The sequence below is a fragment of the Halorubrum aidingense JCM 13560 genome (assembly GCF_000336995.1).
Classification (GTDB): domain Archaea; phylum Halobacteriota; class Halobacteria; order Halobacteriales; family Haloferacaceae; genus Halorubrum; species Halorubrum aidingense.
Map to the genome: position 1 here is coordinate 1 of NZ_AOJI01000011.1, position 23751 is coordinate 23751.

Consider the following 23751-nt stretch of genomic DNA (forward strand, 5'->3'; position numbering starts at 1 on the left):
TGCCTTGCCAGCCCGCTCAGAGATGTGTATAAGAGACAGGGCGATCACCGCGACGAGGAGAACGCGAGGCGCGGGGCTCCGCATCAACTCAGGCCACTCATGCGCCGCTCAAAACGCTTTCCATACCCGGTTTCGCCGCCCGAAACGGAGAGCGATCCGCCCGCTTAGAACGGGCGATTCGTTCGGGTACGGTAGGCGAGCCGTCCGAGTGCGGGGCGCAGCGAGCGGTGCGTCCGGGCACGGTCATTGAGGTGGATTTTTTATATCCGGAGGCGAACCGGAGAGTGATGAGAGCCCTCCCGGCCGTCTTCGTGTTGCTGCTGGTTCTCGCGCCGATCGCCGGCGCGGTCGGCCCCGTTGCGGCCGGCGGTTCCGACGCGCTCGACCCCGTTGCGGCCGGCGGTTCTGCCGCGGATCCCTCGATCGTCGCTACCACTCCCGACCCGGTGATCACGTCCGAGACCGCCGCCGACGTTCCCGGCGACCGGCCACAGGTCGACGAAGCGAACCTCACGTTCCGGACGCTATCGACCCCGGCGGACGCGTCGTCGCGAGTGGAGATCGGACCCCGCGGAGCGAACCTCGGGTCGTCGCTCTCGTTCGGGGTCGACGAAACGGACGCCGCGATGGAGACCGCGGCCGTCGTCCAGCGTATCGAGAGCGCCGACACCGAGACCGAGCGACAGCGGGAGATCCTCGCCGCGCTCAGCCGGGTGGAGCGCGACGAGGTGAGCCTCAACAGCCGGCAGAACGAGGCGTTCCGCGAGCACGCCGCGGGCAACATCTCCAACCGAGAGCTGCTCGACGAGCTCGTTCGCATCGCGGCGACGGCCCGCGAGTACGACGAGCGGCTCGACGAGCTGAGCGAGCTCGCCGACGAGACCGACGGGTTCAGCTCACCGACCCGACTCGACGAACTACAGGTGGCGCTCCAGGTGTACGAGGGGCCGGTGCGCGACCAGGCGCTCGCCGCCGCCCGCGGCGAGACCGCCGCCACCGACATCTACGTCGAGTCGAGCGACGGCGCGGTCGTGCTCGCGACCATCGACGACGGCGAGTACGTTCGGGAGGCGTTCCGGACGGACCGCTGGGACCGCGGCGGCGGCGAGATCAGCAACGACGACGCGATCAACGCCACGGCCGCGGCGTACCCCGAGACGGCGGCGCTTCGCGAGCCCGACGCGTTCGGCGCCGGCTCCGTCCAACGAATCACCATCCCGCACGAGTTCGGCACCCTCCGCACGTTCGTCAGCGGCGGGACCGAACAGGTGTTCGTCGAACACCAGCGGATCGCCCTCGACGCGTTCCCCGACTCGGAGCCCGTCACGGAGAGCGGCGACGGCTTCAACGTGACCGTCGACCGCAGCTACGCGGGCGGCCCGGTGACCGTGACGGTCCGCGACGAGGAGGCGGGCGAACCGGTCGCCGACGTCACCGTCACGAAGAGCGTCGGCGACGGCGACAGCCAATCGATCGGATCCACGAACCGAAACGGCGTCGTCCGCACCCTCTCGCCCGCGGACACCTACCGGATCACCGTCGTCGACGAACCTCGCGTCGTCGTCGTCTCCGGTCTGGAGCCGATCGCGACGCCGCGGCCGGCCGACGACGCGTAGCCGCCACCACCGCTACCACCCCTACCGCCACTACCGCCCCCGGCAGACGCGCCGATTCACCGGCCGGCAGCTTTTATTCGATACCGCGGCAGTCCCTCCGTGCGTCTCGATACTCCTCGGAGCTCGCGTCCGCCGACGCCCCCCAACTCGCGTCCGCCGACGCCTCCCAACTCGTCTGACCGCGCGCTCGCGCCGGTCGCCGGCGTGCTGTTGCTCGCGATCACGGTCGTCCTCGCCGGCGGCGTCGTCACCGCGGCGCTCGATGCGCCCGCCGAACCCGCGCCCTCGGCGATGCTGTCGCTGTCGGCCGTCGACGACCGGATCGCGATCGCTCACCGCGGCGGCGACGCCCTCGACGCGAGCGAGCTGTCGGTCCGCGTTCGCGTCGACGGCGAGCCGCTCGACCGACAGCCGCCCGTCCCGTTCTTTTCGGCGGCCGGGTTCCATCCGGGACCGACCGGGGCGTTCAACGCGGCGAGCGCCGACCGGTGGCGCGTCGGCGGCACGGCGTCGTTCCGCGTGGCGGGGACGAACGACCCGACGCTCGAGCCGGGGCGGACGGTCACCGTCGAGGTCGCCGTCGACGGGCGTCCGGTCGCGACGCTGGAGACGGTAGTCGAACCGGCGTGAGAACTGACTTCTGGCCTCTCGGTTATCGACCGCCGAAGCCCGCGATCGTCTACTCTTCGGTGGTTGTGAACCCGTCTACTCTTCGGGGACCTGTGCGACGGTCGTGATCGCTCGCGGGCTCTGTGGCGTCGCGCGCTGGATGTGGTGTTCGAACTCCTCGAATCCCGCCGCCGAGAACATCCGGTCCGCCTCCGCCTCGTCGTAAAAGAGCATGATCGCGTCGGCGATCCGCTGGAGGACGCGGTTGTGCGGGTAGTCGGGGCCGACGACGAGCACCTGTCCGCCCGGCTTCGCGACGCGGCGGATCTCCGAGAGCCCCTCGACCGGGTTCGGCCAGTACTCGATCGAACCGGACGACCACACGATGTCGAAGGTGTCGTCTCGGAAGGGGAGTCGCTCGGCGTCGCCGCGGTAGAAGTTCACGCGGTCGCGTTTGCCGAACTTCTCGAACGCCTTCTCCATCTGGTGGACGCTCTGATCGAGTCCGTGGACGTCGTCGGCGTGTTCGAGCAGCCCCTCGGTGCCGAAACCGGTCCCGCAGCCGACGTCGAGCACTTTCGGGTCGTCGCCGAACTCAAGCCACGAGAGCGCCTCCGAACGCATCTCGTCGTTCCAATTGAACCGATTGACCTGGTCGTACACCTTCGAGAGGTACTTATAGAACAGGCGGGCGTTCGACTTGTTCTCGAGGATCCCCATTTACCGTTCCGTTGGGCCGCCCGCCCCATAACGACACGGATCCGGGGCGGAACGGCCGCCTCGACCGTCGCCCTCGCCGTCGGCGCTGTCGATGCCGGCTTTCGGCCTCCCTTGTTGACGCCCGCTTCCGACCGGCTTATCCGGCCGCCGACCGATCTCCGGGTATGGATCCGACGACGAGCGGCCGGTTCCGCGTGCACGACCGCCGCCCGCGCCCGGCCATCGAGGACGAGGGAGCGGACGGGGATCACGTCCAACTCGACGACCCGACTTCGGGAGGCGACGACCCGGCCCCGGGAGCCGACGCCGAGCGTCCGGACGAGTTCGTCCTCGTCGAACTCCCCGACGGTCCGGTGGACCCGAACGACCCGAACGCGGCGGATCAGTTCGACCCGCTGTACGCGACCGCTGAAGGATACGCGGGCGACCTCGCGGAGCGCGTGTCGGCGCTGGAACCCGGCTTCGTCGTCGAGGCGACTCTGGCGTGGACGGACGGGTCGGCTCGGTTCGTCGATATCGACGTGGTCCGCGAGAGTCGGTTTCACTTCGCCGACGAGGTGGAGGGGATGTTCGAGGCGGCCGTCGAGACGTGGCGACAGATCCGGGCCGACGGCGAGGCGGTCGGCTCGATCACGACACGCTCGAACGACGGCGATCCCAACGGCGCGCTCTATCTGTTCGCCGACGCGCCCGGCGGCGACACCTTCGCGGACCTCCGGGCGGGCCGGCTGCCGATCGAGCCGCTCGTCGCCCGCGTCAACGAATTCCGCGACGACGGGCCGCGAGAGGTGTTCGTGCTCCGACCGATCGCTCACGACTTCGTCGCCGTCTACGTCGTCTTCGACCGCGACGGCGTCCTCGCACAGACCGTCCGGGACACCTACGGGCTCGGGCCGGGGCTGGCCGCCGGGCTGGAAGCCGGCGAGTTCGAGGCGGCGAAAGCGGACTCCGGCGACGGCTCCGCCGACGAGGCGTCGGGCGACACCGGCGACGCCGACGGCGACTTCGACGCCCTCGATCGGCTGTAGCCGCGCTCCTTCTCTCGTTCTCCGGTGTCACTCGTCACGAGCGTCGACCCCGGTGTCCGACCGTCGTCGTCGTCTCAGAGCCAGTCGGCGTCGGGATCGACCCGACCGTCCGGGACCTCACCGTTGAGGACGGCGGCGACGTCGGCGGCGCCGCTCCGGTTCAGTTCGTCGCGGGCGTCCTCGCTGTACCACGCCGCGTGCGGGGTGACTACCGTGTCGTCACGCCCGACGAGGGGGTCGTTCTCGGGCGGCTCCGCCGCGAGCACGTCGAGCCCGGCGCCTTTGATCGCGTTCGCGTTCAGCGCGTCGAGCAGCGCGTCGGCGTCGACGACCGGGCCGCGGCTCACGTTGACGAGCACCGACTCTTCGCCGAGACGGTCGAGCGCGTCGGCGTCGACCATCCCCCGGGTCGCGTCCGTCAGCGGCGCGTAGACGCCGACGTGGTCGGCGCGGTCGAACAGCTCCTCGAACGCGACCTTCTCGACGCCGTACTCGGCCATCTCGTCCGCTTCGACGAACGGATCGTACGCGACGAGCTCGGCGTCGAACCCCGAGAGCTGCTCGGCCGCGCGCTGCGCGATGGGGCCGAACGAGACCAGTCCGATCGTCGACGCGCTCACGCGCCGTATCGGGCGGCCGACCGTCCAGTCCCAGCCGCCGGCGGCGACGGCGTCGTCGTATTCGTCCAGCGACCGCAGGCAGGCGAGCAGCAACGAGACCGAGTGCGTCGCCACTTCGTCGGTGCAGTAGTCTGGGACCCGCGTGACGGTGACGCCGTTGTCCGCCGCGGCCGCGACGTCGACGTTATCGACACCGACAGCCGATCGGACGACCACGCGAAGATCCAACCGATCGAGCGCCTCGGCGGTCACGGGCGTGTTGATGTCCGTCACGATCGCGTCGGCGCCCGTGGCGGCCGCGATCAGGCTCTCGGTCGAGTCGAACTCGGCGACCTCGACGGTGACCGGCTCGTCGACCGCCTCCTCGAGGACCTCGCGGTACGTCTCCGGGTCGATCATCTCGAACGCCGACAGCACGACTGTTGCCATGCGCGGCGGTTCGTGCTCACCCCACTTGACGGCTGTTACTGACGCGTTCAGCCGCTGAAAACACCGATTTTAGATCGTGACGGTTTCCGCCGCGATCGGACTGTTCGATCGCTTTCGCCCGCTCGACGGCGTGCCGCCCGCCGCCGTTCCGATGGCTCTTTGACCGCCCGCCGGGTAGGGCGCCCGTGAGCGACGACAGTTCGACGAAACCGCCGATGCTCGTCCTCCTGGAGTCGTTGGCGTTCTACCGGAACGTCCGGATCGGCCTCCTCTCCGGGGCGGCGCTCGCGGTTCTCCTGTACCTCGTTCGGACGCTGGAGCTGTTCGGCCCCGTGATCGACACCCGGGAGTATCCGCTGTTCGGTCCCGACGTGTGGTTTCTCCTCCTGGCGTTCGTGCTGGCGGCGACGTTCGGGCTGCTGGTGGCCATCGGACTCACGATCGCCGAAGCGGTTCGCGGCGCCCGTGACGTCTCTCCCGACCGCGACGCGTGAGCGGGGACCGAGCGAACGGCGGAACCGGCTTGCGTCTCGGACGGTGACCCAAACCGTCTCCGTCGTCAGTCGGCCGTGCAGGAGGCGTCACTCTCGTCGCCGGTGAACTCCTGTGCGGGCTCCGTGAGCTTGTAGAGGTTCTGCCGGGCGTCCGCGAAGTATACGTCCTCGTCGACGACGCCGATCCCTTCGAGCCGTTCGAGCGCGTACCGGACGGTCCGCGCGGACAGCATCGACTCTTGGACGATCCCCTTCTGGGTCAACGGTCCGTTGTATTCGAGCACCTTGAAAACGAGTTTGGCGCTCGGCGGGAGGTCGTCGAGACCCTCCGTTTGGGTTCCTTCCATCGTTACGAATCGAAACCGTACATCGTCATAAATGTTGATGGACCCTCGGCCGTTTCAGCGGATTTCGACGCAGATGCCGGCAATTTATTCTGGTAAAACTCCGAATACCGGCAAAAAAATCCGTTTTATCGCCGACAGACTGACCGGTCAGTCAGTACGATCGGCTCGCGCGCGCTCTCGGTCGGCGGCGGAACTCGGGTCGACGAGTGCTTTGGGTGTCTTTCAACTGATACGATTTCCCGGCCCGACGGCGCGGACGATCCGTGCCGACGGGCGCAGCCGCCGTCGTGTCGGACCCGAGCGGGCTCGCGTGACGTTCGGGACGAGTGGGGCCGGAACGAACGGCTTTTCACGGGCGCTCGCGGATCCGTTGGTATGAGCGACGACTCGGGGATAACGGGCCACACCCGAAGCGTAGTCGTCACGACGATCACCTGTCTCGCGGGGATCGCCGCTGGCGTCGTGTCGGCTATGTACGTCGGGACCGACGTGGCCGCCGCCGAGAGCACGACCCTCGTGTTGGTGATGGGCGCGTTCGTACTCGTCCAGTACCCGCTGTATAAGGTCATCGGGGTCGGCGACTTCGGCGTTAAGGATAACCTCTACGTGGCGTTTCTGACGTTCACGCTGTGGTTCATCAGCTACACCGTACTGGCAACGTCCACCGTGCAGTTGGGTGTCTAACATGGCGGACGACAGCATCGCCGTCGTCGACCTCGATCGGTGCCAGCCCGATCGGTGTAACTACGAGTGCGCGAACTACTGCCCGCCGAACCGGACGGGCAAAGAGTGTATCACCGAGCGCGGCCCCGACACCGTCGAGGGCGACCCGGATCAGATACACATCTCCGAGGAGATCTGTCTCGGCGAGACGTGCGGGATCTGCGTCGAGAAGTGCCCGTTCGACGCGATCGAGATCATCAATCTCCCGTCCGAACTCGACGAGGAGCCGGTCCATCGCTACGGCGAGAACGCCTTCTCGCTGTACGGGCTTCCGACACCGGAGCCGGGCAACGTCACCGGTATTCTCGGGCCGAACGGGATCGGGAAGTCGACGGCGGTTCACGGGCTCGCCGGCGAGATGATCCCGAACCTCGGCGACCACGAGGGCGAAGCCGACTGGGACCGCGTGCTCGACCGCTTCCGCGGGACGGGTCTCCAGAACTACCTCAAGTCGCTGAAAGACGGCGACGTCACCGTCGCCCGCAAGCCGCAGTACGTCGACCAGATCCCCAAGCAGTTCGACGGCAACACCCGCGAGCTGTTGGAGCGGACCGACGAGCGCGGCGCGCTCGACGAACTCATCGACCGGCTCAACATCCGGCCGGTGATGGACCAGGACATCGACTCCATCTCCGGCGGCGAGCTTCAGCGCGTCGCCATCGCGGCCTGCCTCGCCCGCGACGCCGACTTCTACTTCCTCGACGAGATCACCCCGTACCTCGACATCGGTCAGCGGATGGTCGTCGCGCGGCTCATCCGCGAGCTCGCGGACGACGACACCGCCGATCGCTCGATGCTCGTCGTCGAGCACGACCTCGCGATCCTCGACCTGCTCGCCGACACCCTCCACGTCGCCTACGGTGAGCCGGGCGCGTACGGGGTCATCACCGACCCCAAGTCGGTCCGAAACGGGATCAACGAGTACCTCAAAGGCTACCTCGACAACGAGAACATGCGGATCCGTCCCTCCGCGATCACGTTCGAGGAGCACGCTCCGCGCGTCTCCTCTCGCAGCGAGACGCTGGTCGAGTACCCCGACCTCTCGAAGTCGTACGGTGAGGGCGAGTTCGAGCTCCACGTCGAGGGCGGGGCGATAAACCGGTCCGAGGTGCTGGGCATCGTCGGGCCGAACGGGATCGGGAAATCGACGCTCGCGAAGCTGTTCGCGGGGTCGTTGGAGCCGGACACGGGCGACCTCGATTTCGCGCTCGACATCGCGTACAAGCCGCAGTACATCGAGATCGACCAGCCGATGCGCGTCGACGTCTTCCTCTCGTCTATCACCGACGAGTTCGGTAGCTCCTACTGGAACACGGAGATCGCCCAGCCGCTCCAGCTCGACCGGATCATGGAGCAGAACCTCGCGGACCTCTCGGGCGGGGAGCGCCAGCGCGTCGCCATCGCCGCGTGCCTCTCCGAGGACGCCGACCTCTACCTGCTCGACGAGCCCTCCGCGCACCTCGACGTCGAACAGCGGGTCCGCGCGACGACCGCGATCCGTCGGTACGCCGAGAACCACGACGCGACCGTGATGGTGATCGACCACGACATCTACATGATCGACCTCCTCGCCGACCGCCTGATGGTGTTCGACGGCGAGCCGGCCGAACGCGGCCACGCGACCCCGCCCCAGGACATGCGCGACGGGATGAACGAGTTCCTCGCGGACCTGGACATCACCTTCCGGCGCGACGAGCGAACGGGTCGCCCCCGGATCAACAAGCCGGGCTCCCAGCTCGACAGCTCACAGAAGCGCGACGGCGAGTACTACTACTCCGGTTAGTCGCTCGGATCGAACGGTTCCGGTTCTCAGAGACCGTTCGCCCCCAGTCCATCGTCTCAGTATAACCGTCTTGCGGCTGGTACGGAGTGTATACTAAACCCCCTTCGGTGTGCCCGTTCCGTGAATGCAGCTGATCCTCATCGAGTCGTCATCGAGTAGCGGCTGTCTGTCCGTCACGCCCTCTCTCGCGTTATGAACCGGTCACGACTCCTGTCGGCGGTGATCGCGCTGTTGGCGATCACGTCGTTGAGCGTCGCGTCGACGACGCTGGAGACGAGCCTGACGACCGATCCGGACGAGGAGATAAACCCGGACTGGGAGAACCTACCGATAGGTCAGAACGACGCGGCCGCGATTCAGGAGTCCATCGAGGGCGGGGGCGGGGAGGGCGGAGGCGGAGAGAGCGCCGCCGGTGCCGGCGGCGGTTCCATCGGTGGCTCGGGGTCCGCGGCCGATGACCGCTCGCTCCTCGACCGCCTGCTCGCGCTGTTGAGCCGACTCTTCCGTCTCCTCCTCCCGATCGTGGCGATTCTGGGAGTGGCTGCGGTGGCGTATCGGTATCGGGGAGCTCTGGTCGACTTCTTCGGGCGCGACTCCCGAACGACCCCTGCCGCCGAGCCGCGACCGGCGGCCGGACGCTGGCCCGGGACGGACCCCGAACACGACGTGGACCGGGCGTGGGTGGAGGTGATACGTCGGCTGGACCCGGACCGGCCCGAGACGACGACCCCGGACGAGTGCCGTGCGCTCGCTCGCGCTCGCGGCGTCGATCGCGACGCGGTCGAGTCGATCGTCTCCGCGTTCGAGCACGTGCATTACGGCGGCCGTTCGGTCGACGCGGAGATCGACCGGGCTCGCGAGGGGCTCCGCGCGCTGGAGGGCGGTGTGAAATGAACGACCGAACCGCCGCTCACGACCGCGAACTCGACGCGACGGACGCGACGGACGCGACGGACGCGACAGACGAGACGGACGCGACAGACGCGACGGACGCGACCGACGTGATCGGTCAGACCGGTCGCACCGAACACGGCGATCCGGACGCACGCCGAGTCGACGACGGGGGGCTGCTCGCCCGCCTCGGTCGGGCGACGCGCGTCCTGCTTCTCTTGGTGGGGGTCGCGACGCTCGGTGCCGGACTGCTCGTCGCGTTCGATCCGGAGACGGAGGAGGTGCTCCGGATCGACGCGGCGATCGAAGCCCTCGGGAGCGACTACGTGGTGCTGGCGGCCTTCGGCCTTCTGGCGGTCGGGATCGCGTTGCTCCTCGTGGCGACACAGCGCGTCCGCGGCATCAGCGAGGCGACCCCGCCGGCCGTCGAGGGGGTCCTGACGGCGACGTATCCCGGTGCGTCGTTCGACCGCGTCGGCGACGGGCGACTGAGTCGGCTCCTCTCCGCTCGGTCGGCGCCCGACCGTCGCCGTCGGCTCCGGGAGGCGGCGATCCGGGCGACGATGCGCGCGGAGGGCCGTTCGCGCACCGACGCCGGCCGTCGCGTCGACGAGGGCACCTGGACGAGCGACCCCGTCGCCGCATCCTATCTTTCCGCGTCGAGACGCGGAGTCCTGGGCGGTACCCTCTCCTCTCTGGGAGTCACCGGCGACGGCGATCCGGCCGACCGGACCGTCGACGCTATCCTGGCGAAGGCGACCGGTGAGAGGTCGGTGGTCCGGGACGGTGATCGGGCCGGGAACGAGGACCCGAATGCGGCAACCGTTCGCAACCCGGGCCGGGGTTCCGACCGGGACGCGGATCGGGACGCCGGCAGAGCTTCGGACCGCCGCTCGGACGAGCGGCAGACGACTCAGGAGGGTATTCAATGACGCCCGATATCGCCGCCCTCCGTCGCTGGATCGGTCGTTTGGAGCGTCCCGAACGGACTGCGGTCGACAGGGGACCCCAGCGGGGCTCGGCGACCAGAACCGACGGCGGGGGCACGGCCGAACCGGCGTCCGGGACGGACCGACCGTCATCGGTTCGGTGGACCGGTCGCTGGCGGGGGATCGCCGCCGTCGCGCTTCTCGCGGTGGCGATCGGCGTCCTCGCGGAACGGCCCTCGCTGCTACTGATCGGCGCGCTCGCCGGCGCGTACACGGCCTATCCGCGCCTCACCGCGACTCCCGACCCCGATCTGTCCATCCGACGGGAACTCGATCCGGCGTCGCCGGCGGACGGAGAGCGGGTGTCCGTGCGGACGACGATCACGAACGAGGGGGACGCGGCGCTCGCCGACCTCCGGGTCGTCGACGGAACCCCCGCGATGCTTTCGGTCTCGGACGGATCGCCGCGACGCGCGACGGCGCTGCTCCCGGGCGACGAGGCGACGATACGCTACGAGCTCCGGGCGCGCCCGGGCCGCCACGTCTTCCGGCCGACGACCGTGCTCTGTCGCGACGCGAGCGGGTCGGTGGAGGTCGAACGCCCACTCACCGCTGCGAGTTCCTTCGAGTGCGAAGCGGAGATCCCGACCGTCCCGCTGCGCGCGCAGAGCGGTCACCATCCGGGTCCGCTGGTCACCGACGACGGGGGCGAGGGGGTCGAGTTCTACTCCGTCGAGGAGTACCGGCGCGGGGACCCCGCGAATCGGATCGACTGGCGCCGATACGCGCGGACGGGCGAACTCACCTCGATGGCGTTCCGCACCGAACGGCTCGCGGAGGTGGTGGTGTGCGTGGACGCGCGGCCCGCGTCGTATCGGGCCGCAGACGAGACCGAACCCCACGCGGTCGCGCTCGGCGTCGACGCCGCCGACCGCATCGGCGACGCGCTGTTCGACGCGAATCACCGAGTCGGTCTGGCCGGGTTCGGACGGCACGTGTCCGTGCTTCCGACCCGAAGCGGTCGCGATCACGCCAGCCGGTTCCACCAGCGGCTGGCGACGGACCCGGCCTTCGGGCTGGATCCCCCGGAAACGGCACGCACAGTCGAGCGTGAGGGCGGGGCGGCCCCGTCCCGCTCCGTCACTGGAGACGGCCCGAGCGGCGGTGGCGCGGGTTCCGACGAGACCGAACCGCTCGACACTCAGCTGTCCAGAATTCGGGCCGAGTTCGGGGCGAACACGCAGGTCGTGTTGATCTCGCCGCTGTGTGACGACGAGGCCTCCCGCATCGCCCAGCGGTTCGAGAGCGGTGGGACCGCCGTCACGGTCGTCAGTCCGGACGTCACCGCCGCGGAGACCGCGGGCGGGCGCCTCGCCCGATTGGAGCGGGCCCAGCGGCTGAGCGCGCTGCGGAACGCGGGTATCCCGGTCGTCGACTGGACGCCGGCCCAGCCGCTCGGTGCGGCGATGACAGCGATCGTCGAGAGGGGCCGATGACGGCGCCAGACGCGGCGGGACCGACGGCGGTGCCAGACGGGGAGACCGCTCGGCTCGTTCGCCGACCGGCGGTCGCGAGCAGCGTCGTCGCCCTCGCTGCCGGCGCCGTTGCCGTGTCGCTCGTCGCCGACGCGCCCCTCCAGCGGGAGATCCTTCGGCTGGCCCTCGTCGGCGTCGTCGCCTTCGGGATCGGTGGACGACTCGCTCGTCACGGCGAGACGGCTCTGTCGGCCCTGGGCGCGCTGGTCGCGCTCGGTGGCGGGCTCGTCGTTCTCGTCGCGGTGGGACAGGCGGCCACGCAGCCCCCGCAGTTCATCGATCGGATCGAGTTGCTTCCCGGCATCGTCGGTCTATGGGTGCTCTCCGCGGCGCTCGCGCCGGTTCGGTTCCGGTGGAGTCGGGCCCTGATTGACGTCGGCACCGGCTTCGTGTTCCTCGGCGTGCTCGTGACGGGGGTGACACAGGGGGCGGGCACCGTCGCGCTTCTGCTCGCGGCGCTCGGGGCGATCCTCGCGCGGGACGCGGCCGAGAACGCGGTGTCCGTCGGCGGGCAGATCGGCGTGCAGCGCGGCGCGAGGACCGTTCGGGCCGAACTCGCTCACGCGGGCGTCGCCGCGAGCGTCGGCGTGGGAGCCATCGCGGTCGCGCTCGGCGTGGCCCGTCTCGGCGTCGACGGCCTCCCGTTCGGCGCGCTCGTCGCGCTCGTCGTCGGCAGCGCGGTCCTGGTCCTCGGCTCTGACCGGTAGCGTACGCCCGTCGGTACCACGTCGGGGCGAGCGTGCGGTCGCGACGCTCAGGGACGCAGCTGCGGCACCGGCAGCTCCGAGAGGATATCGTCGACGATCTCCGTCGTCGAAACGCCCGCAACGCGCGCGTCGGGAGTCACCACGATCCGGTGGGACAACGCGGACGTCGCCATCGCCTTCACGTCGTCCGGCGTCGCGTAGGTCCGGCCCATGAGTGCGGCGTGGGTTCTCACGACCTCGAAGAACCGCTGGATGCCCCGCGGCGACACGCCCGTGTTCACGCGCTCGTCCGTTCGCGTCGCGCGGGCGACGTCGACGAGGTACTGCCGGACGCCGTCCTCCACGCGGATCGACTCCGGAACGCGGCGGAGCTGCGTGAGCGTGTCGAGCGAGCAGACCGTTCGGACCGACGGCGAGGAGGCCTCGCGACCCGCGCGCCGATCGATCAGTTCGAGCTCGCCCGCTCGGTCGGGGTAGCCGAGGCTGGTCTTGACGACGAACCGGTCCTTCTGGGCGACCGGGAGCTCGAAGGTCCCGTCCATCTCGACGGGGTTCTGCGTGGCGATGACGACGAACGGGTCGGGGAGCGGGTGGGTCTCGCCGTCGACGGTGACCTGCCCTTCCTCCATCGCCTCCAGGAGCGCCGCCTGCGTCTTCGGCGGGGCTCGGTTGATCTCGTCCGCGAGCACGACGTTCGCGAACACCGGTCCGGGCTGGAACTCGAAGCTCCGGGTCTTCTCGTCGAAGACGTTCGAGCCGATGACGTCAGCCGGCAACAGGTCGGGCGTGAACTGGACGCGCAAAAAGGAGACGTCGACCGCGTTCGCGAACGACCGAGCCGTGAGCGTCTTTCCGGTTCCCGGTACGTCCTCGAGCAGGACGTGGCCGTCGGAGAGCAACCCGACGAGAACGGTCTTCAGCGTCGACCGCTCGGTGACCACGGCCGCGGCGATTCCGTCGAGGATCTCGTCGCTTCGTCGCTGCGCAGTCGCAGGATCCATACCGATCGGACTGGCGTCGCCCCGTTGGTTATACTCCTCATAAACGCGGGTTCGGTCGGCTTACCCGCCGGTTCGATCGAGCGTGTCGCGTCGTCCACGCGGATTCGACGAAGCGGTCTCACCGGTTTTCGGGGCCGTCGATCCGCCGTACCGAAGCGATTAAGCACGGAACCCGCAAACGACGGAGTATGCAACACCTCATCATTCGCGGCGACCCCGGTATCCGGCGGGACGCGGTGATCGAGTACGACGGCGAAGAGCTGGTCTGTTTCGGAATCAACGTGCAGGGCGGCTGGCACGGCCCCGACGAACCGCAGCTCTGGTGTACCGTCGGCACCGAAGACGAGCGCGAGGCGTACGACAAACGGGAGTACGTCCCCCACTGGCTCGACGTCGACTCGGTCGACGCCGCGGACGTCGAGGTCCTCAGCGAGAAGGGCGAGCTGTCGGTTTAACCGGATTACTCGTTCGTCGCGACGACCCGCTTTTCGCGCACCCCTCAATCGAACCCGCTCACACCGGCGGGTCTTCGAGCCACGCCTCGATCGCGCCGGCCATCGCGCCCCGTCGATGGATCGTTCCGGCCTCGGGGTCGACGACGGTGCTCTCGGTGCCCGGCGTCTCGCCGCCGTCGACGATCGCGGCGACCCCGTCGCGGATCCGTGCGTCGAGGTCGGCGATGCGGGTGACGCTGCCCGACCCCGAAACGTTCGCGCTCGTCGCGGTGAGCGGTCCGGTCTCGCGAAGCAGCGTCCGGGCGACGGGGTGGTCCGGCACTCGGATCCCGACGCGGTCGCTCCCGGCGGTGAGCGCGTCCGGCACGTCGGCGCCGCGTTCGACGATAACCGTCACGGGACCGGGGAGGAACGCGCGAGCAAACGCGAGCGCGAACTCGCTCGGCCGGGTGTGCCGGAGCGCGGCGTCGACGCTCGCGACGCCTAGCGAGAGCGGGTCCCCGCGGTCGCGCTGTTTGAGTTCGAAGACGCGCTCGACGGCGGCGGGGTCGAGCGCGTCGCCGCCGAGTCCGTACACCGTCTCCGTCGGATAGACGACGAGGTCGCCGTCGGCGACGGCGGCGGCGGCCCTGCGGAGGTCCTCGCGGTCCGGCGCCCCGTCCGTCGTTCGCCGAGGATCGTCGCTGTCGGTCGTCACGGGTTCCCGTTCGTGGGCATCCTGAAAAAGGGTGACGAGTGGGTGCGTCGCACGGACCGACCCGTCGGTGCGGCGGCTCAGTCGACGAGCCGATCGATCGCGTCGTCGATCTCCTCGGCGTCGGGGAACTCGGGGTGCTCGCTCGCGACCCACGCGTAGTCGACCGTGCGGTCGCCGTCGAGGAGGAAGACGGCGGGGCGCGTCTCCGTGATCCCCGTCATCCCGTCGATGTCGTGATCGAGGCCGTACTCCTCGACGACGCCCGCGCCGGGGTCCGAGAATATCCGTACGCCCTCGCCGCGCTCGGCGAGCAGGCGCTTGTGGGCGTACGGCGAGGAGATCGACAGCCCGAGCACTTGGAGGTCGTCGGCCCAGCCGTGCTCGTCGACCGCGTTGTAGAGGTACGTCGCCTGAAAGGCGCCGTCCATCGGGTGGAACAACAGGAGGGTCGGCTCGTCGACCGCGTCGTCGAGCGCGCTGTCCTCCCAGTACTCCGCGTTGACGAGCGGGCGGGTGAAGTCGGGCGCGGTGTCCCCCTCCTCGACGTGGTCCGCCTCGGGGAGGTCGACGACGTCGAAATCGACCATCTCAGGCACCTCCTTCCGCGTCGGCTGCGCGGCCCCCATCGGTCGCCGCGTCACCATACGTCCCTTCGAGGTACTCCACGATGTTGGCGCTCTCGGACATCGTCACACCGGTCTCGCGGTCGACGATGGCGGGGACGCTGCGGGCGCCGGAGACGCGCTTGACCACGTTGCGCTCGGAGTGCATCGGCTCGACGTATCGAGACCGGTACTCCAAGCCGAAGCGGTCCAGGGTCCGGACGACGCGCTCGCAGAACGGACACGCCTGCAGTCGATACAGGGTGATCTGTGGCTCGGTCATGTTCCCTCGTTCGACCGCGGGACGTGTAATCGTGTCGGCACCGGCACGCTCGCTCGGCCGCTGAACCGTCCGTCGACCCCGGTGGCCGAAAGTAATCCTTTAACCATCCGCCGCCGGAAGACGAATGAACATGGGCTTGTCGACGAGCACGCTGCTGACCGATCTGCTACAGGTGCCGATGCCGGGCGAGAACGCCGTGGTCGTCCTCGGTGTCCTCGCGATTGTGGCGCTGATCGGTCTGTCCGCGTTCTTCTCCTCCTCGGAGATCGCGATGTTTTCGCTGCCGCAGCACCGCGTCGACAGCCTCGTCGACGAGGAGGTCAGGGGCGCGGAGACGATCCGCGACATGAAGGAGAACCCCCACCGGCTGCTGGTGACTATTCTCGTCGGCAACAACATCGTCAACGTCGCGATGACCTCCATCGCGACCGCGCTGTTCGGGCTGTTTCTCACCAGCGGGCAGTCCGTGCTGGCGACGACGTTCGGGATCACGACGCTGGTGTTGATCTTCGGCGAGAGCGCGCCCAAGTCCTACGCCGTCGAGAACACCGAGTCGTGGGCGCTCCGAATCGCGCGCCCGCTGAAGCTCTCCGAGTACGCGCTGTATCCGCTCGTGGTGCTTTTCGACTACATCGTCAAGGGCGTCAACAAGGTGATCGGCGGGTCGGCGGCGATCGAGTCGACGTACGTCACCCGCGACGAGATCCAAGACATCATCGAGACGGGCGAGCGCGAGGGCGTCATCGAGGAGGAGGAACGCGAGATGCTCGACCGCATCTTTCGGTTCAACAACACGATCGCAAAGGAGGTGATGACGCCCAGACTCGACGTCACCGCGGTCGCGAAGGAGTCGTCGGTCGAGGAGGCGATCGAGACGTGCATCCAGGCCGACCACGAGCGCGTCCCCATCTACGAGGGAAACCTCGACAACATCATCGGCGTCGTGACGGTGCGGGACCTGGTGCGCGAACTGCGCTACTCCGAGGGCAAACCCTCCTTGGAGCGCGTCGTCAAACCGACGCTGCACGTCCCCGAGTCGAAGAACGCCGACGAACTGCTCGCGGAGATGCAGGACAACCGCCTCCAGATGGTCACCGTCATCGACGAGTTCGGGACCACGGAGGGGATCATCACCCTCGAAGACATGGTCGAGGAGATCGTCGGCGAGATCTTAGAGGGCGACGAGTCGGCGCCCGTCGAGTTCATCGAGGAGAACGTCGCCGTCGTGCAGGGCGAGGTGAACATCGACGAGGTCAACGAGATTCTCGACATCGACCTGCCCGAGGGCGAGGAGTTCGAGACGCTCGCCGGATTCGTGTTTAACCGCGCCGGGCGGCTCGTCGAGGAGGGCGAGGAGATCGAGTTCGACGGCGTCCGAATTCGGATCGAGCGCGTCGACAACACCCGGATCATGTCCGCGCGCGTCACCGTGCTCGACGTCGACGAAGACGGCGAGACGATCGAGAACGACGAGGCGAGCGGGGCCGAAACGACCGCGGACGACGCGGCGTAAGTCGATCGCCGGGCGGGGCTCGGCGGTGGCGGCTATTTATAAATCGTTGCCGGCGTGGTGGGCGCGACCGCGACGGCATCGGTCGGCTGTGCCCTGCCCTGTACAGCACCGCTCCGCACCTCACGCCTCCCCAGCCTCGTCGGCCGGCGCTTATAAGCGCCGGCCGACTCCCTCGCGCTCGGATTCGCGCCGCGTTGCGGCGCTCACCGGAGCGCGCCACCGTGTCGCTTATTTATAAGCGGTCGTCGCCGCGTAGATCCCGTCTGCAGACCGTGTGCTCTGTGAACGCCCCGCTTTCAGCAATCTATCTCCTTAAATAGCGTACGCGCGAGCGGCGTCGACGAGCGCCTTCCGGTAGTCGCTCTCGGAGGGGTCCGGGCCGAGCGCGAGGAAGCGATTCTTGAACGCGTCGACGTCGACGGCGTCGGTGTCGCTGCCGGCGACGCGCGCGAGGTCGTAGATCCGGTGTCTCGGTCCGGCGATGTCGTGGCGCTCGACGAGCGCGAGCGCGAACGCGGCGTTGACCGCGGTGATCTCCGGGTCGGCGCCGGCCGTGACGGGCGGGGCACCGTCGCGCGAGACGGTCGGCCTGTCCGCGACGGCGGCCGCGAGCGTCGACTCGAGGAAGCCCAAGAGTTTGTCCGCGGGCGCGACGGAGAGCGTGATGTCGTCGGCGTAAATGTCCTTCATGTGGTTCGCGATCTGGTAACAGTGCGCGAGCTTTCGGCGCTCCACCTTCTCACCGGAGAGCCCCAGATACAGCGCCTCCTCCGTCGACTGGATGTGGGAGGCGTGGCCCTCCTCGTAGCGAGCCATGTGCGAGAGCTCGTGTACGGCCAACTCGCGCGCCATCGCGCTGGTGGCGGCGCGTTTCGAGACGTTCAGCACGTGATAGCCGTCGTAGTGACCGGCCCACGTTCGCTCGTCGGGGTCCTCGCGGACTTTGACGTGGACGGGATCGGCGAGTGAACACTCGGTTTCGAACAGGTCGGCGGCGCCGAGAAACGGGTCGGGGGGTACGTCCCCCTGTACGCGGAGATCCATGCGTATGATTCACACGCGGGGCGCCGATAAGTCTCTTGCGCCCGTCTCGCGCCCGTGTCGGACACGCCTTTGTCGCTGCGGGTCGAACCTCGACGTATGTCCACACGCCTCTATGCGGCCTACGACGACGGGCTTCGAGTCGTCGATCCCGACTCGGGGACGGCTTCGATCCGGTTGGCCGATCGCGACGTCGAGTGTCTGTCGGTCGTTTCGGCTGCCGACGCCGCTGACGCGGCTGACGCGGCTGACGTCGCTGACGCCCCTGGCGGCGAGGACACGCCCGCCGACCGCGTACTCGCCGGCACCTTCGACGGCGGGCTGTTCCGGTCCGTCGACGGCGGCGAGACGTTCGAGCGCGTCGCGGCGGCGACCTTGGGGCCGGGCGGATCGGGGCCGGACGCGGTCACCGCGGTCGCCACCAGCCCGCACGACTCGTCGGTCGTCTGGATCGGAACGGAGCCATCGCGCGTCTACCGCTCCGTCGACGGCGGCGAGACCGTCGATCACGTTCCGGGACTGACGGACGTGCCCTCGGCGGCGTCGTGGTCGTTCCCGCCCCGCCCCGACACCCACCACGTCCGGTGGATCGAGCCGTGTCCGGCCGATCCCGAGCGGTGGTTCGTCGGTATCGAGGCCGGCGCGCTCGTCGTCACGCCCGACGGCGGCGAGACGTGGATCGATCGGCCCGAGGGCTCTCGGTACGACACCCACGCGATCGCGACGCACCCCGACGCGCCCGACCGCGTGTATACGGCCGCGGGCGACGGGTTCGCCGCGAGCGACGACCGAGGACGGTCGTGGCGCGTCGTCGACGAGGGGCTCGATCACGGGTACGTCTGGGGGCTCGCGGTCGACCCCGGCGACCCGAAAACGGCGCTCGTGAGCGCGGCCGCCGGGGCGACCGCCGCCCACAGCCGCGGCGAGGCGTACCTCTACCGCTACCGGCACGGTGCGGGATTCGAGCGACTCGCCGACCGGGGTATTCCCACGGGTGAGGGGACCTTCCGGGCGGTACTCGCGAGCGGGCGATCGTCCGGGGAGATCTGGGCGCTCCACAACGAGGGGCTGTACCGGACCGGCGACGCCGGCGGCTCCTTCGAGCGCGTGTCCGCCGACCTGCCGGCGTCGCCCGCGCGGGCGCTGGCGGTCGGCAGCGACTGAGTGGGGACTGAGTGGGACTGGGTGGGACTGAGTGGCGAGCGATCGTCGGGGCAGATCGAGGCCGATCGAGAGGAGAGGTCGCCTACTCGCGCCGGACGGCGCCGACGACGAGGTAGACGATCGGCGTGTCGAGGACGGCGATCGCGAGTTTGAGGAGGTACTGACCGAGTCCGAGCGAGAGCAGGACCGCGGGCGGAAGCGGGTCGCCGACGCCCAACAGGGTCGGGGCGGCGAAGAACGCGACGCCGACGAAGATCGCGGTGTCGAGCGCCTGGCTCGTCGCGGTCGAGGCGATGTTGCGCAGCCACAGCATGCTCCGGCCGGTGCGGTCGCGGATCGCGTGGAAGACGAACACGTCCCAGTTCTGACTGACGAGGTACGCGAGGAGGCTCCCGGCGACGACGTTGGTCGCGGGGCCGAGTGCGGTGTCGAAGGCGGCGGCGACTTCGGGATCGATCCCCGGCGCCGCGAGCGTCGACCACACCAGCGCGAGCACGAGGAAGTTCGCGAGGAACGCGACGTTGACGACCACCTGCGTGGCGCGGCGGCCGTACAGCTCGGCGTAACAGTCGGACGCGAGGAAGGTGAGCGCGTACGCGAGCGCGGCGCCCGGCAGCGTGATCTCGGGCCCGACCACGGGGAGCCCGAACGGGAGCGGTAAGGCGATGACCTTCGCGGCGGTCACCTGCGCGGTCGCGAGCGCGACGACGAACAGGGTGATCAGTCCGACCGCGGCCACCGCGGTACGGTCGAGGGGATCGGTCGCGAACGGACCGTCGGTGCCCGCGACGGCCCGTTTACTCATCGGCCGCGTCGTCGCCGTCGGTCCCGCCTGCATCGTCTCCCACCTCATCGGTGAGCCGATCGTGGCGCGCGTCGATCTCGTCCAGCACGTCCAGCGTCTTACGGATGGACGCCCGGACGGCGTCGCTGCGGTTCACGAACTTCCCGTCGTCGCCGACGTGCTCGTCGAGGTCCGCGAGCAGCTCGCCGGGGATCTCGACGCTGATCTTTGGCATACCGACATCTCCGCGGGGAGCACAAAGAGAGTTATTATCCGACTATTCGTCAGGGAGTATCAACCGCGCGTTCGGGGAGTACGGCCGACCACCGCGATCGACCCGTCTCGTGCGGGCCGTGCGCGAGCGCGCACGGGTGTGCCTCACGGGTCTGTCGCGTTCGCGGGTCTGCCGACGCTATCGAATCCGCGTTCGCGGCGGTCGTTCGGCCCGGCGATCGGGCGCTGGTCGACCGGCGCGTGACGCTTCGAAGCGGAGACCGTACCGGGGGAAATGGCGCGCGGACGGCCACGACCCCCTACCCGAGGCGGTGGCGTGGCCGTCCGCGCCCGAGTCCACGTGCGTGCCCGATCCGCCTAAAGCTGCGGCGGATGGACGGAGCGAACGCACAGGACGCGAGGACCGCGGCAGCCGCCGCCGACAACTATTCATAGGTTGCCGAGCGTTTTTCGGGTGTCGTCGCCGAGCGGAACCCGGTCGGCCGCGGTTCGCCACCGTCCCGACTTGGCATCGAGATCGGCGCGCCGCGGCCGAGGTTCGCGAGGGCGCTGTCGCCCCGCAACGGTTCCCGGCCGCACCGCCCGTGCGACGGCGGCCCCGCGCGACGGTGACCCGGTACGACGGGTCCGCACGCGTTCTCCGCTGAATCACCGCCGACAGATCGGCAGCCGCAGCTCCGTTGCGTTGCCTTGTTGTTGGGTTACCTCGTTATTGCGTCACCTCGCTGTTGGGTTGCCTCGCTGTTCAACCGGGTCTCTCTGCGTCTTTGCCCGTCTCTGTTCCGACACCTGTCTGTCACCCACACGCACGCGAACCCTGGAGCGAAGCGCTTAACAGCGAACCGACGGAAATACGGACAACTCGCTGGTGCGGACACAGCGGGCACTCGCCACCGGCGCCGGGGACGCGCTCCCTGTGCCCGGGACGAGACGACATGTGGCCGCCTCGCGGCTGAATCGCAACCGTCCGCGGATACACCAATGGCACGAAGCTTCTACTCGCACATCAAGGACGCATGGCGGTCCCCCAAGGAGGGGAAACTGGCGGAACTGCAGTGGCAGCGCAAACAGGAGTGGCGCGACCAGGGCGCCATCGAGCGCATCGAGCGCCCCACCCGTCTCGACAAGGCCCGCGAACTCGGCTACAAGGCCAAGCAGGGCGTCGTCGTGGCCCGCGTGAGCGTCCGCAAGGGCGGCTCGCGCAAGCAGCGCCACAAGGCGGGCCGTCGCTCCAAGCGCCAGGGCGTCAACCGCCTCTCGCGACGCAAGTCGATCCAGCGCATCTCCGAGGAGCGCGCCTCGCGTAAGTACCGCAACCTCCGCGTGCTCAACTCCTACTGGGTCGGCGAGGACGGCTCCCAGAAGTGGCACGAAGTGATCCTGGTGGACCCGAACCACCCCGCGATCGAGAACGACACCGACCTCGGCTGGATCACCTCCGACGACCACAAGGGCCGCGCCTTCCGCGGACTCACCTCCGCCGGGACCAAGGGTCGCGGGCAGCGCACCCGTGGCAAGGGGACGGAGAACACGCGCCCGAGCGTCACGGGCAACGACCGGCAGGGCAAGTAACCCCCGGTCAGTTCACGCCCGTTCACCCACCGACTCCCGTCTCGGGAGCGCTGGGCGCTCGACCGCACGCCGATCACGTTTTTATTTTGGCCTCAACCCGTCTAGTGACGACGCCGGCGTCTGGGCCGCTTTCCGAGCCGTCCCGCGCCGCCGACACTCGCGTCGCTTTCCGCGCCGTCCGCACACCTGCTCGGGAAAGCCGTTATACGCCACCACTCCTCACTCTCAGACATGAGTCTCTCGCTCGACGCCACGCAGCTCGACCGCTACTCCAGACACGTCATCATGGACGAGGTCGGTCCCGAGGGGCAACAACGCCTCCTCGACGGGCGCGTCCTCGTGCTCGGTGCGGGCGGGCTCGGCGCTCCGGTCATCCAGTATCTCGCGGCCGCCGGCGTCGGCACCATCGGCATCGTCGACGACGACGTGGTCGAGCGCTCGAACCTCCAGCGGCAGGTGATCCACGGCGACGCGGACGTCGGTGAGCCGAAAGTCGAGTCCGCGGCGCGGTACGTCGACCGGCTCAATCCCGACGTCACGGTCGAGCGCCACGAGGTGCGCCTCGACGAGGGGAACGCCCGCGAGCTGATCGCCGACTACGACCTCGTCGTCGACTGCGCGGACAACTTCCGCACTCGGTACATCGTCAACGACACGGCTCGGATCGAGGGCGTCCCCGTGGCCCACGGCGCCATCTACAAGTTCGAGGGGCAGGCGACGACGCTCGTCCCCGACGGACCCTGCTACCGGTGTCTGTTCCCGGAGGCGCCCGAGCCGGGGACGGTCCCGGACTGCGCGACGACGGGGGTGCTCGGCGTGCTCCCCGGCACGGTCGGCTGCATTCAGGCGACGGAGGCCGTCAAGCTCCTACTCGACGCGGGCGAGACGCTCGACGGCCGGCTGCTGTTTTACGACGCGATGGACATGACCTTCGAGACGGTCCCGTACCAGCGGAACCCGGACTGCCCGGTCTGTGGCGACGACGGCATCGAGACGATCGACGGCATCGACTACTCGGGCGGCTGCCGCGTCGACGCCGACTGACCGCCCCCGATCGTCGACGCGGTCACGCTCCGCCGGCTCAAAACGACCCTTCCGTCATCGCCGATCCCGGCGCCGCACCCGCCTCGTCGTCGACGAACCCCGACCGGACACACCACCGGCAGTACCGGTACCCCGGCCGGTTCTCCGCGTTGCAGTGGCGACAGACGACGGTGTCCCCGTCGACGTCGAGCGGCGGCGGGTCCGGTCCGTCGTCGGGATCGGACCGGGATAGGTGTCGTTCGGTGCCCGCGGTGGTTCGCAGCGTCGTCGACCCCGGCTCCTCGTCGTCTTCCGGGACGTACCGGGCCGCACCCAACAGCTCGGCGGGGTCACGGTCCCACCGCACGAGCAGCCAGGTGATCACGAGGTTGATCAGGACCACCGTAGCGAGGATCGCCGCGATCGGGACGAGGTGGCCTCCCGTCATGTCTCGATCGTTAGCGGTCGAAGCGTATATGTACAACGGTGTTTGGTACCATGTCACAATACATTAGTTGACGAAATTCGGTCCCGGGAACTCTTAGTGGTGCCCGCCGAACGGCGATCCGTATGAAAGAGACGGTCCACACCGACGCGGCCCCGGAGGCGGTCGGCGCGTACAGCCAGGCGACGACGAACGGCGACCTCGTGTTCACCGCCGGCCAGATCCCCTTGACTCCCGACGGCGACCTCCTCGACGACGTCTCGATCGCCGACCAGACCGAACAGGCGCTCGACAACCTCGTGGCGGTGCTGGAAGCGGCGGGTGCGGCGCCCGCCGACGTGCTCAAGACGACGGTGTTTCTGGCCGACATCGACGACTTCGACGAGATGAACGAGACGTACGCCGGCTACTTCGACGAGTCGCCGCCGGCCCGCTCGGCGGTACAGGCCGGGGCGCTCCCGAAGGGCGTCGGCGTCGAGATCGAGGCGGTCGCGGTCGTCGAGTAG

27 protein-coding genes are annotated in these 23751 nt (G+C 69.0%); 16 read left to right on the plus strand and 11 right to left on the minus strand.

What is annotated here, in order from left to right:
- Positions 1-287 precede the first annotated feature (287 nt).
- On the plus strand, positions 288-1616 hold the full coding sequence (locus C461_RS01400; RefSeq protein ID WP_007997990.1) for a DUF7094 domain-containing protein: 1329 nt from the start codon (positions 288-290) through the stop codon (positions 1614-1616).
- Between the two features lie 99 nt (positions 1617-1715).
- Positions 1716-2246, plus strand: a complete 531-nt coding sequence (locus C461_RS01405; RefSeq protein ID WP_080506235.1) for a type IV pilin — start codon at positions 1716-1718, stop codon at positions 2244-2246.
- Positions 2247-2321: 75 nt separating this feature from the next.
- Here C461_RS01405 and C461_RS01410 read toward each other — a convergent pair whose 3' ends face one another.
- Entirely contained in the window at positions 2322-2945 is a 624-nt protein-coding gene (locus tag C461_RS01410) for a methyltransferase domain-containing protein (RefSeq protein ID WP_007997993.1), read from the minus strand.
- Between the two features lie 164 nt (positions 2946-3109).
- Between C461_RS01410 and C461_RS01415 the strand changes: the two genes are divergently transcribed.
- Positions 3110-3973 carry a DUF6663 family protein gene (locus C461_RS01415; RefSeq protein ID WP_007997995.1) on the plus strand — a complete coding sequence of 288 codons (864 nt, stop codon included), beginning with the start codon at positions 3110-3112 and terminating at the stop codon, positions 3971-3973.
- 74 nt (positions 3974-4047) lie between these two features.
- Here the strand turns inward: C461_RS01415 and C461_RS01420 are convergent, their stop codons facing one another.
- The gene (locus C461_RS01420; RefSeq protein WP_007997997.1) at positions 4048-5022 is read right to left on the minus strand and encodes a C-terminal binding protein; all 975 of its coding nucleotides are present in this window, start codon (positions 5020-5022) and stop codon (positions 4048-4050) included.
- Positions 5023-5207: 185 nt separating this feature from the next.
- Here C461_RS01420 and C461_RS01425 point away from each other — a divergent pair, with 185 nt between their 5' ends.
- The gene (locus C461_RS01425; protein ID WP_007997998.1) at positions 5208-5516 is read left to right on the plus strand and encodes a DUF7536 family protein; all 309 of its coding nucleotides are present in this window, start codon (positions 5208-5210) and stop codon (positions 5514-5516) included.
- A 65-nt stretch (positions 5517-5581) separates the two neighbouring features.
- On the opposite strand, the gene C461_RS01430 is transcribed toward C461_RS01425, so the two are convergent.
- The gene (locus tag C461_RS01430) at positions 5582-5863 is read right to left on the minus strand and encodes a MarR family transcriptional regulator (RefSeq protein WP_007997999.1); all 282 of its coding nucleotides are present in this window, start codon (positions 5861-5863) and stop codon (positions 5582-5584) included.
- 375 nt (positions 5864-6238) lie between these two features.
- On the opposite strand from C461_RS01430, the gene C461_RS01435 reads away from it, so the two are divergent.
- The 6 genes from C461_RS01435 to C461_RS01460 all read left to right on the plus strand — a co-directional run bounded on the left by C461_RS01435 (position 6239) and on the right by C461_RS01460 (position 12431).
- On the plus strand, positions 6239-6547 hold the full coding sequence (locus C461_RS01435) for an EMC6-like membrane protein (RefSeq protein ID WP_007998000.1): 309 nt from the start codon (positions 6239-6241) through the stop codon (positions 6545-6547).
- Between the two features lies 1 nt (position 6548).
- A complete protein-coding gene (locus tag C461_RS01440; RefSeq protein WP_007998001.1) occupies positions 6549-8369 on the plus strand; it encodes a ribosome biogenesis/translation initiation ATPase RLI in 1821 nt (606 codons plus the stop codon).
- Between the two features lie 192 nt (positions 8370-8561).
- Positions 8562-9263 carry a DUF4129 domain-containing protein gene (locus C461_RS01445; RefSeq protein WP_007998003.1) on the plus strand — a complete coding sequence of 234 codons (702 nt, stop codon included), beginning with the start codon at positions 8562-8564 and terminating at the stop codon, positions 9261-9263.
- The gene (locus C461_RS01450) at positions 9260-10192 is read left to right on the plus strand and encodes a DUF7269 family protein (protein ID WP_007998005.1); all 933 of its coding nucleotides are present in this window, start codon (positions 9260-9262) and stop codon (positions 10190-10192) included. Before C461_RS01445 ends, C461_RS01450 begins: the two co-directional genes overlap by 4 nt.
- Positions 10189-11685 (plus strand): DUF58 domain-containing protein, encoded by a 1497-nt coding sequence (locus C461_RS01455; protein ID WP_007998007.1) that lies wholly within the window; start codon positions 10189-10191, stop codon positions 11683-11685. Before C461_RS01450 ends, C461_RS01455 begins: the two co-directional genes overlap by 4 nt.
- Positions 11682-12431 carry a DUF7519 family protein gene (locus C461_RS01460; protein ID WP_007998009.1) on the plus strand — a complete coding sequence of 250 codons (750 nt, stop codon included), beginning with the start codon at positions 11682-11684 and terminating at the stop codon, positions 12429-12431. The genes C461_RS01455 and C461_RS01460 overlap by 4 nt, the downstream gene beginning before the upstream one ends.
- Positions 12432-12478: 47 nt before the next feature.
- On the opposite strand, the gene C461_RS01465 is transcribed toward C461_RS01460, so the two are convergent.
- Positions 12479-13432 (minus strand): AAA family ATPase, encoded by a 954-nt coding sequence (locus C461_RS01465; protein WP_007998010.1) that lies wholly within the window; start codon positions 13430-13432, stop codon positions 12479-12481.
- Between the two features lie 188 nt (positions 13433-13620).
- On the opposite strand from C461_RS01465, the gene C461_RS01470 reads away from it, so the two are divergent.
- The gene (locus C461_RS01470; protein WP_007998012.1) at positions 13621-13887 is read left to right on the plus strand and encodes an HAH_0734 family protein; all 267 of its coding nucleotides are present in this window, start codon (positions 13621-13623) and stop codon (positions 13885-13887) included.
- 58 nt (positions 13888-13945) lie between these two features.
- Here the strand turns inward: C461_RS01470 and C461_RS01475 are convergent, their stop codons facing one another.
- From C461_RS01475 to C461_RS01485, 3 genes are all read right to left on the minus strand, one after another.
- Entirely contained in the window at positions 13946-14584 is a 639-nt protein-coding gene (locus C461_RS01475) for an L-threonylcarbamoyladenylate synthase (RefSeq protein ID WP_007998014.1), read from the minus strand.
- Between the two features lie 77 nt (positions 14585-14661).
- Positions 14662-15171, minus strand: coding sequence for a redoxin domain-containing protein (locus C461_RS01480; protein ID WP_049906200.1), 510 nt, complete (start codon positions 15169-15171; stop codon positions 14662-14664).
- Position 15172: 1 nt separating this feature from the next.
- Positions 15173-15469 (minus strand): glutaredoxin family protein, encoded by a 297-nt coding sequence (locus C461_RS01485; protein ID WP_007998016.1) that lies wholly within the window; start codon positions 15467-15469, stop codon positions 15173-15175.
- 130 nt (positions 15470-15599) lie between these two features.
- Between C461_RS01485 and C461_RS01490 the strand changes: the two genes are divergently transcribed.
- Positions 15600-16982: a hemolysin family protein gene (locus C461_RS01490; RefSeq protein WP_007998017.1), complete on the plus strand. Its 1383-nt coding sequence runs from the start codon at positions 15600-15602 to the stop codon at positions 16980-16982.
- A gap of 312 nt (positions 16983-17294) precedes the next feature.
- Here C461_RS01490 and C461_RS01495 read toward each other — a convergent pair whose 3' ends face one another.
- The gene (locus C461_RS01495) at positions 17295-18026 is read right to left on the minus strand and encodes a DUF5781 family protein (RefSeq protein ID WP_007998018.1); all 732 of its coding nucleotides are present in this window, start codon (positions 18024-18026) and stop codon (positions 17295-17297) included.
- A 96-nt stretch (positions 18027-18122) separates the two neighbouring features.
- Here C461_RS01495 and C461_RS01500 point away from each other — a divergent pair, with 96 nt between their 5' ends.
- Positions 18123-19187 (plus strand): hypothetical protein, encoded by a 1065-nt coding sequence (locus C461_RS01500; protein WP_007998019.1) that lies wholly within the window; start codon positions 18123-18125, stop codon positions 19185-19187.
- Positions 19188-19269: 82 nt separating this feature from the next.
- Here C461_RS01500 and C461_RS01505 read toward each other — a convergent pair whose 3' ends face one another.
- Positions 19270-19992 carry a queuosine precursor transporter gene (locus C461_RS01505; RefSeq protein WP_049906201.1) on the minus strand — a complete coding sequence of 241 codons (723 nt, stop codon included), beginning with the start codon at positions 19990-19992 and terminating at the stop codon, positions 19270-19272.
- Positions 19985-20206: a ribbon-helix-helix domain-containing protein gene (locus C461_RS01510; protein ID WP_007998023.1), complete on the minus strand. Its 222-nt coding sequence runs from the start codon at positions 20204-20206 to the stop codon at positions 19985-19987. Before C461_RS01510 ends, C461_RS01505 begins: the two co-directional genes overlap by 8 nt.
- A 980-nt stretch (positions 20207-21186) precedes the next feature.
- Here C461_RS01510 and C461_RS01515 point away from each other — a divergent pair.
- Both C461_RS01515 and ubaA read left to right on the plus strand, forming a co-directional pair.
- On the plus strand, positions 21187-21777 hold the full coding sequence (locus C461_RS01515; protein WP_007998024.1) for a 50S ribosomal protein L15e: 591 nt from the start codon (positions 21187-21189) through the stop codon (positions 21775-21777).
- 231 nt (positions 21778-22008) lie between these two features.
- Positions 22009-22821 (plus strand): SAMP-activating enzyme E1, encoded by an 813-nt coding sequence (ubaA, locus tag C461_RS01520; protein WP_007998025.1) that lies wholly within the window; start codon positions 22009-22011, stop codon positions 22819-22821.
- A 37-nt stretch (positions 22822-22858) separates the two neighbouring features.
- Here the strand turns inward: ubaA and C461_RS01525 are convergent, their stop codons facing one another.
- The gene (locus C461_RS01525) at positions 22859-23248 is read right to left on the minus strand and encodes a zinc ribbon domain-containing protein (protein ID WP_007998026.1); all 390 of its coding nucleotides are present in this window, start codon (positions 23246-23248) and stop codon (positions 22859-22861) included.
- 122 nt (positions 23249-23370) lie between these two features.
- Here C461_RS01525 and C461_RS01530 point away from each other — a divergent pair, with 122 nt between their 5' ends.
- Positions 23371-23751, plus strand: coding sequence for a Rid family detoxifying hydrolase (locus C461_RS01530; protein WP_007998027.1), 381 nt, complete (start codon positions 23371-23373; stop codon positions 23749-23751).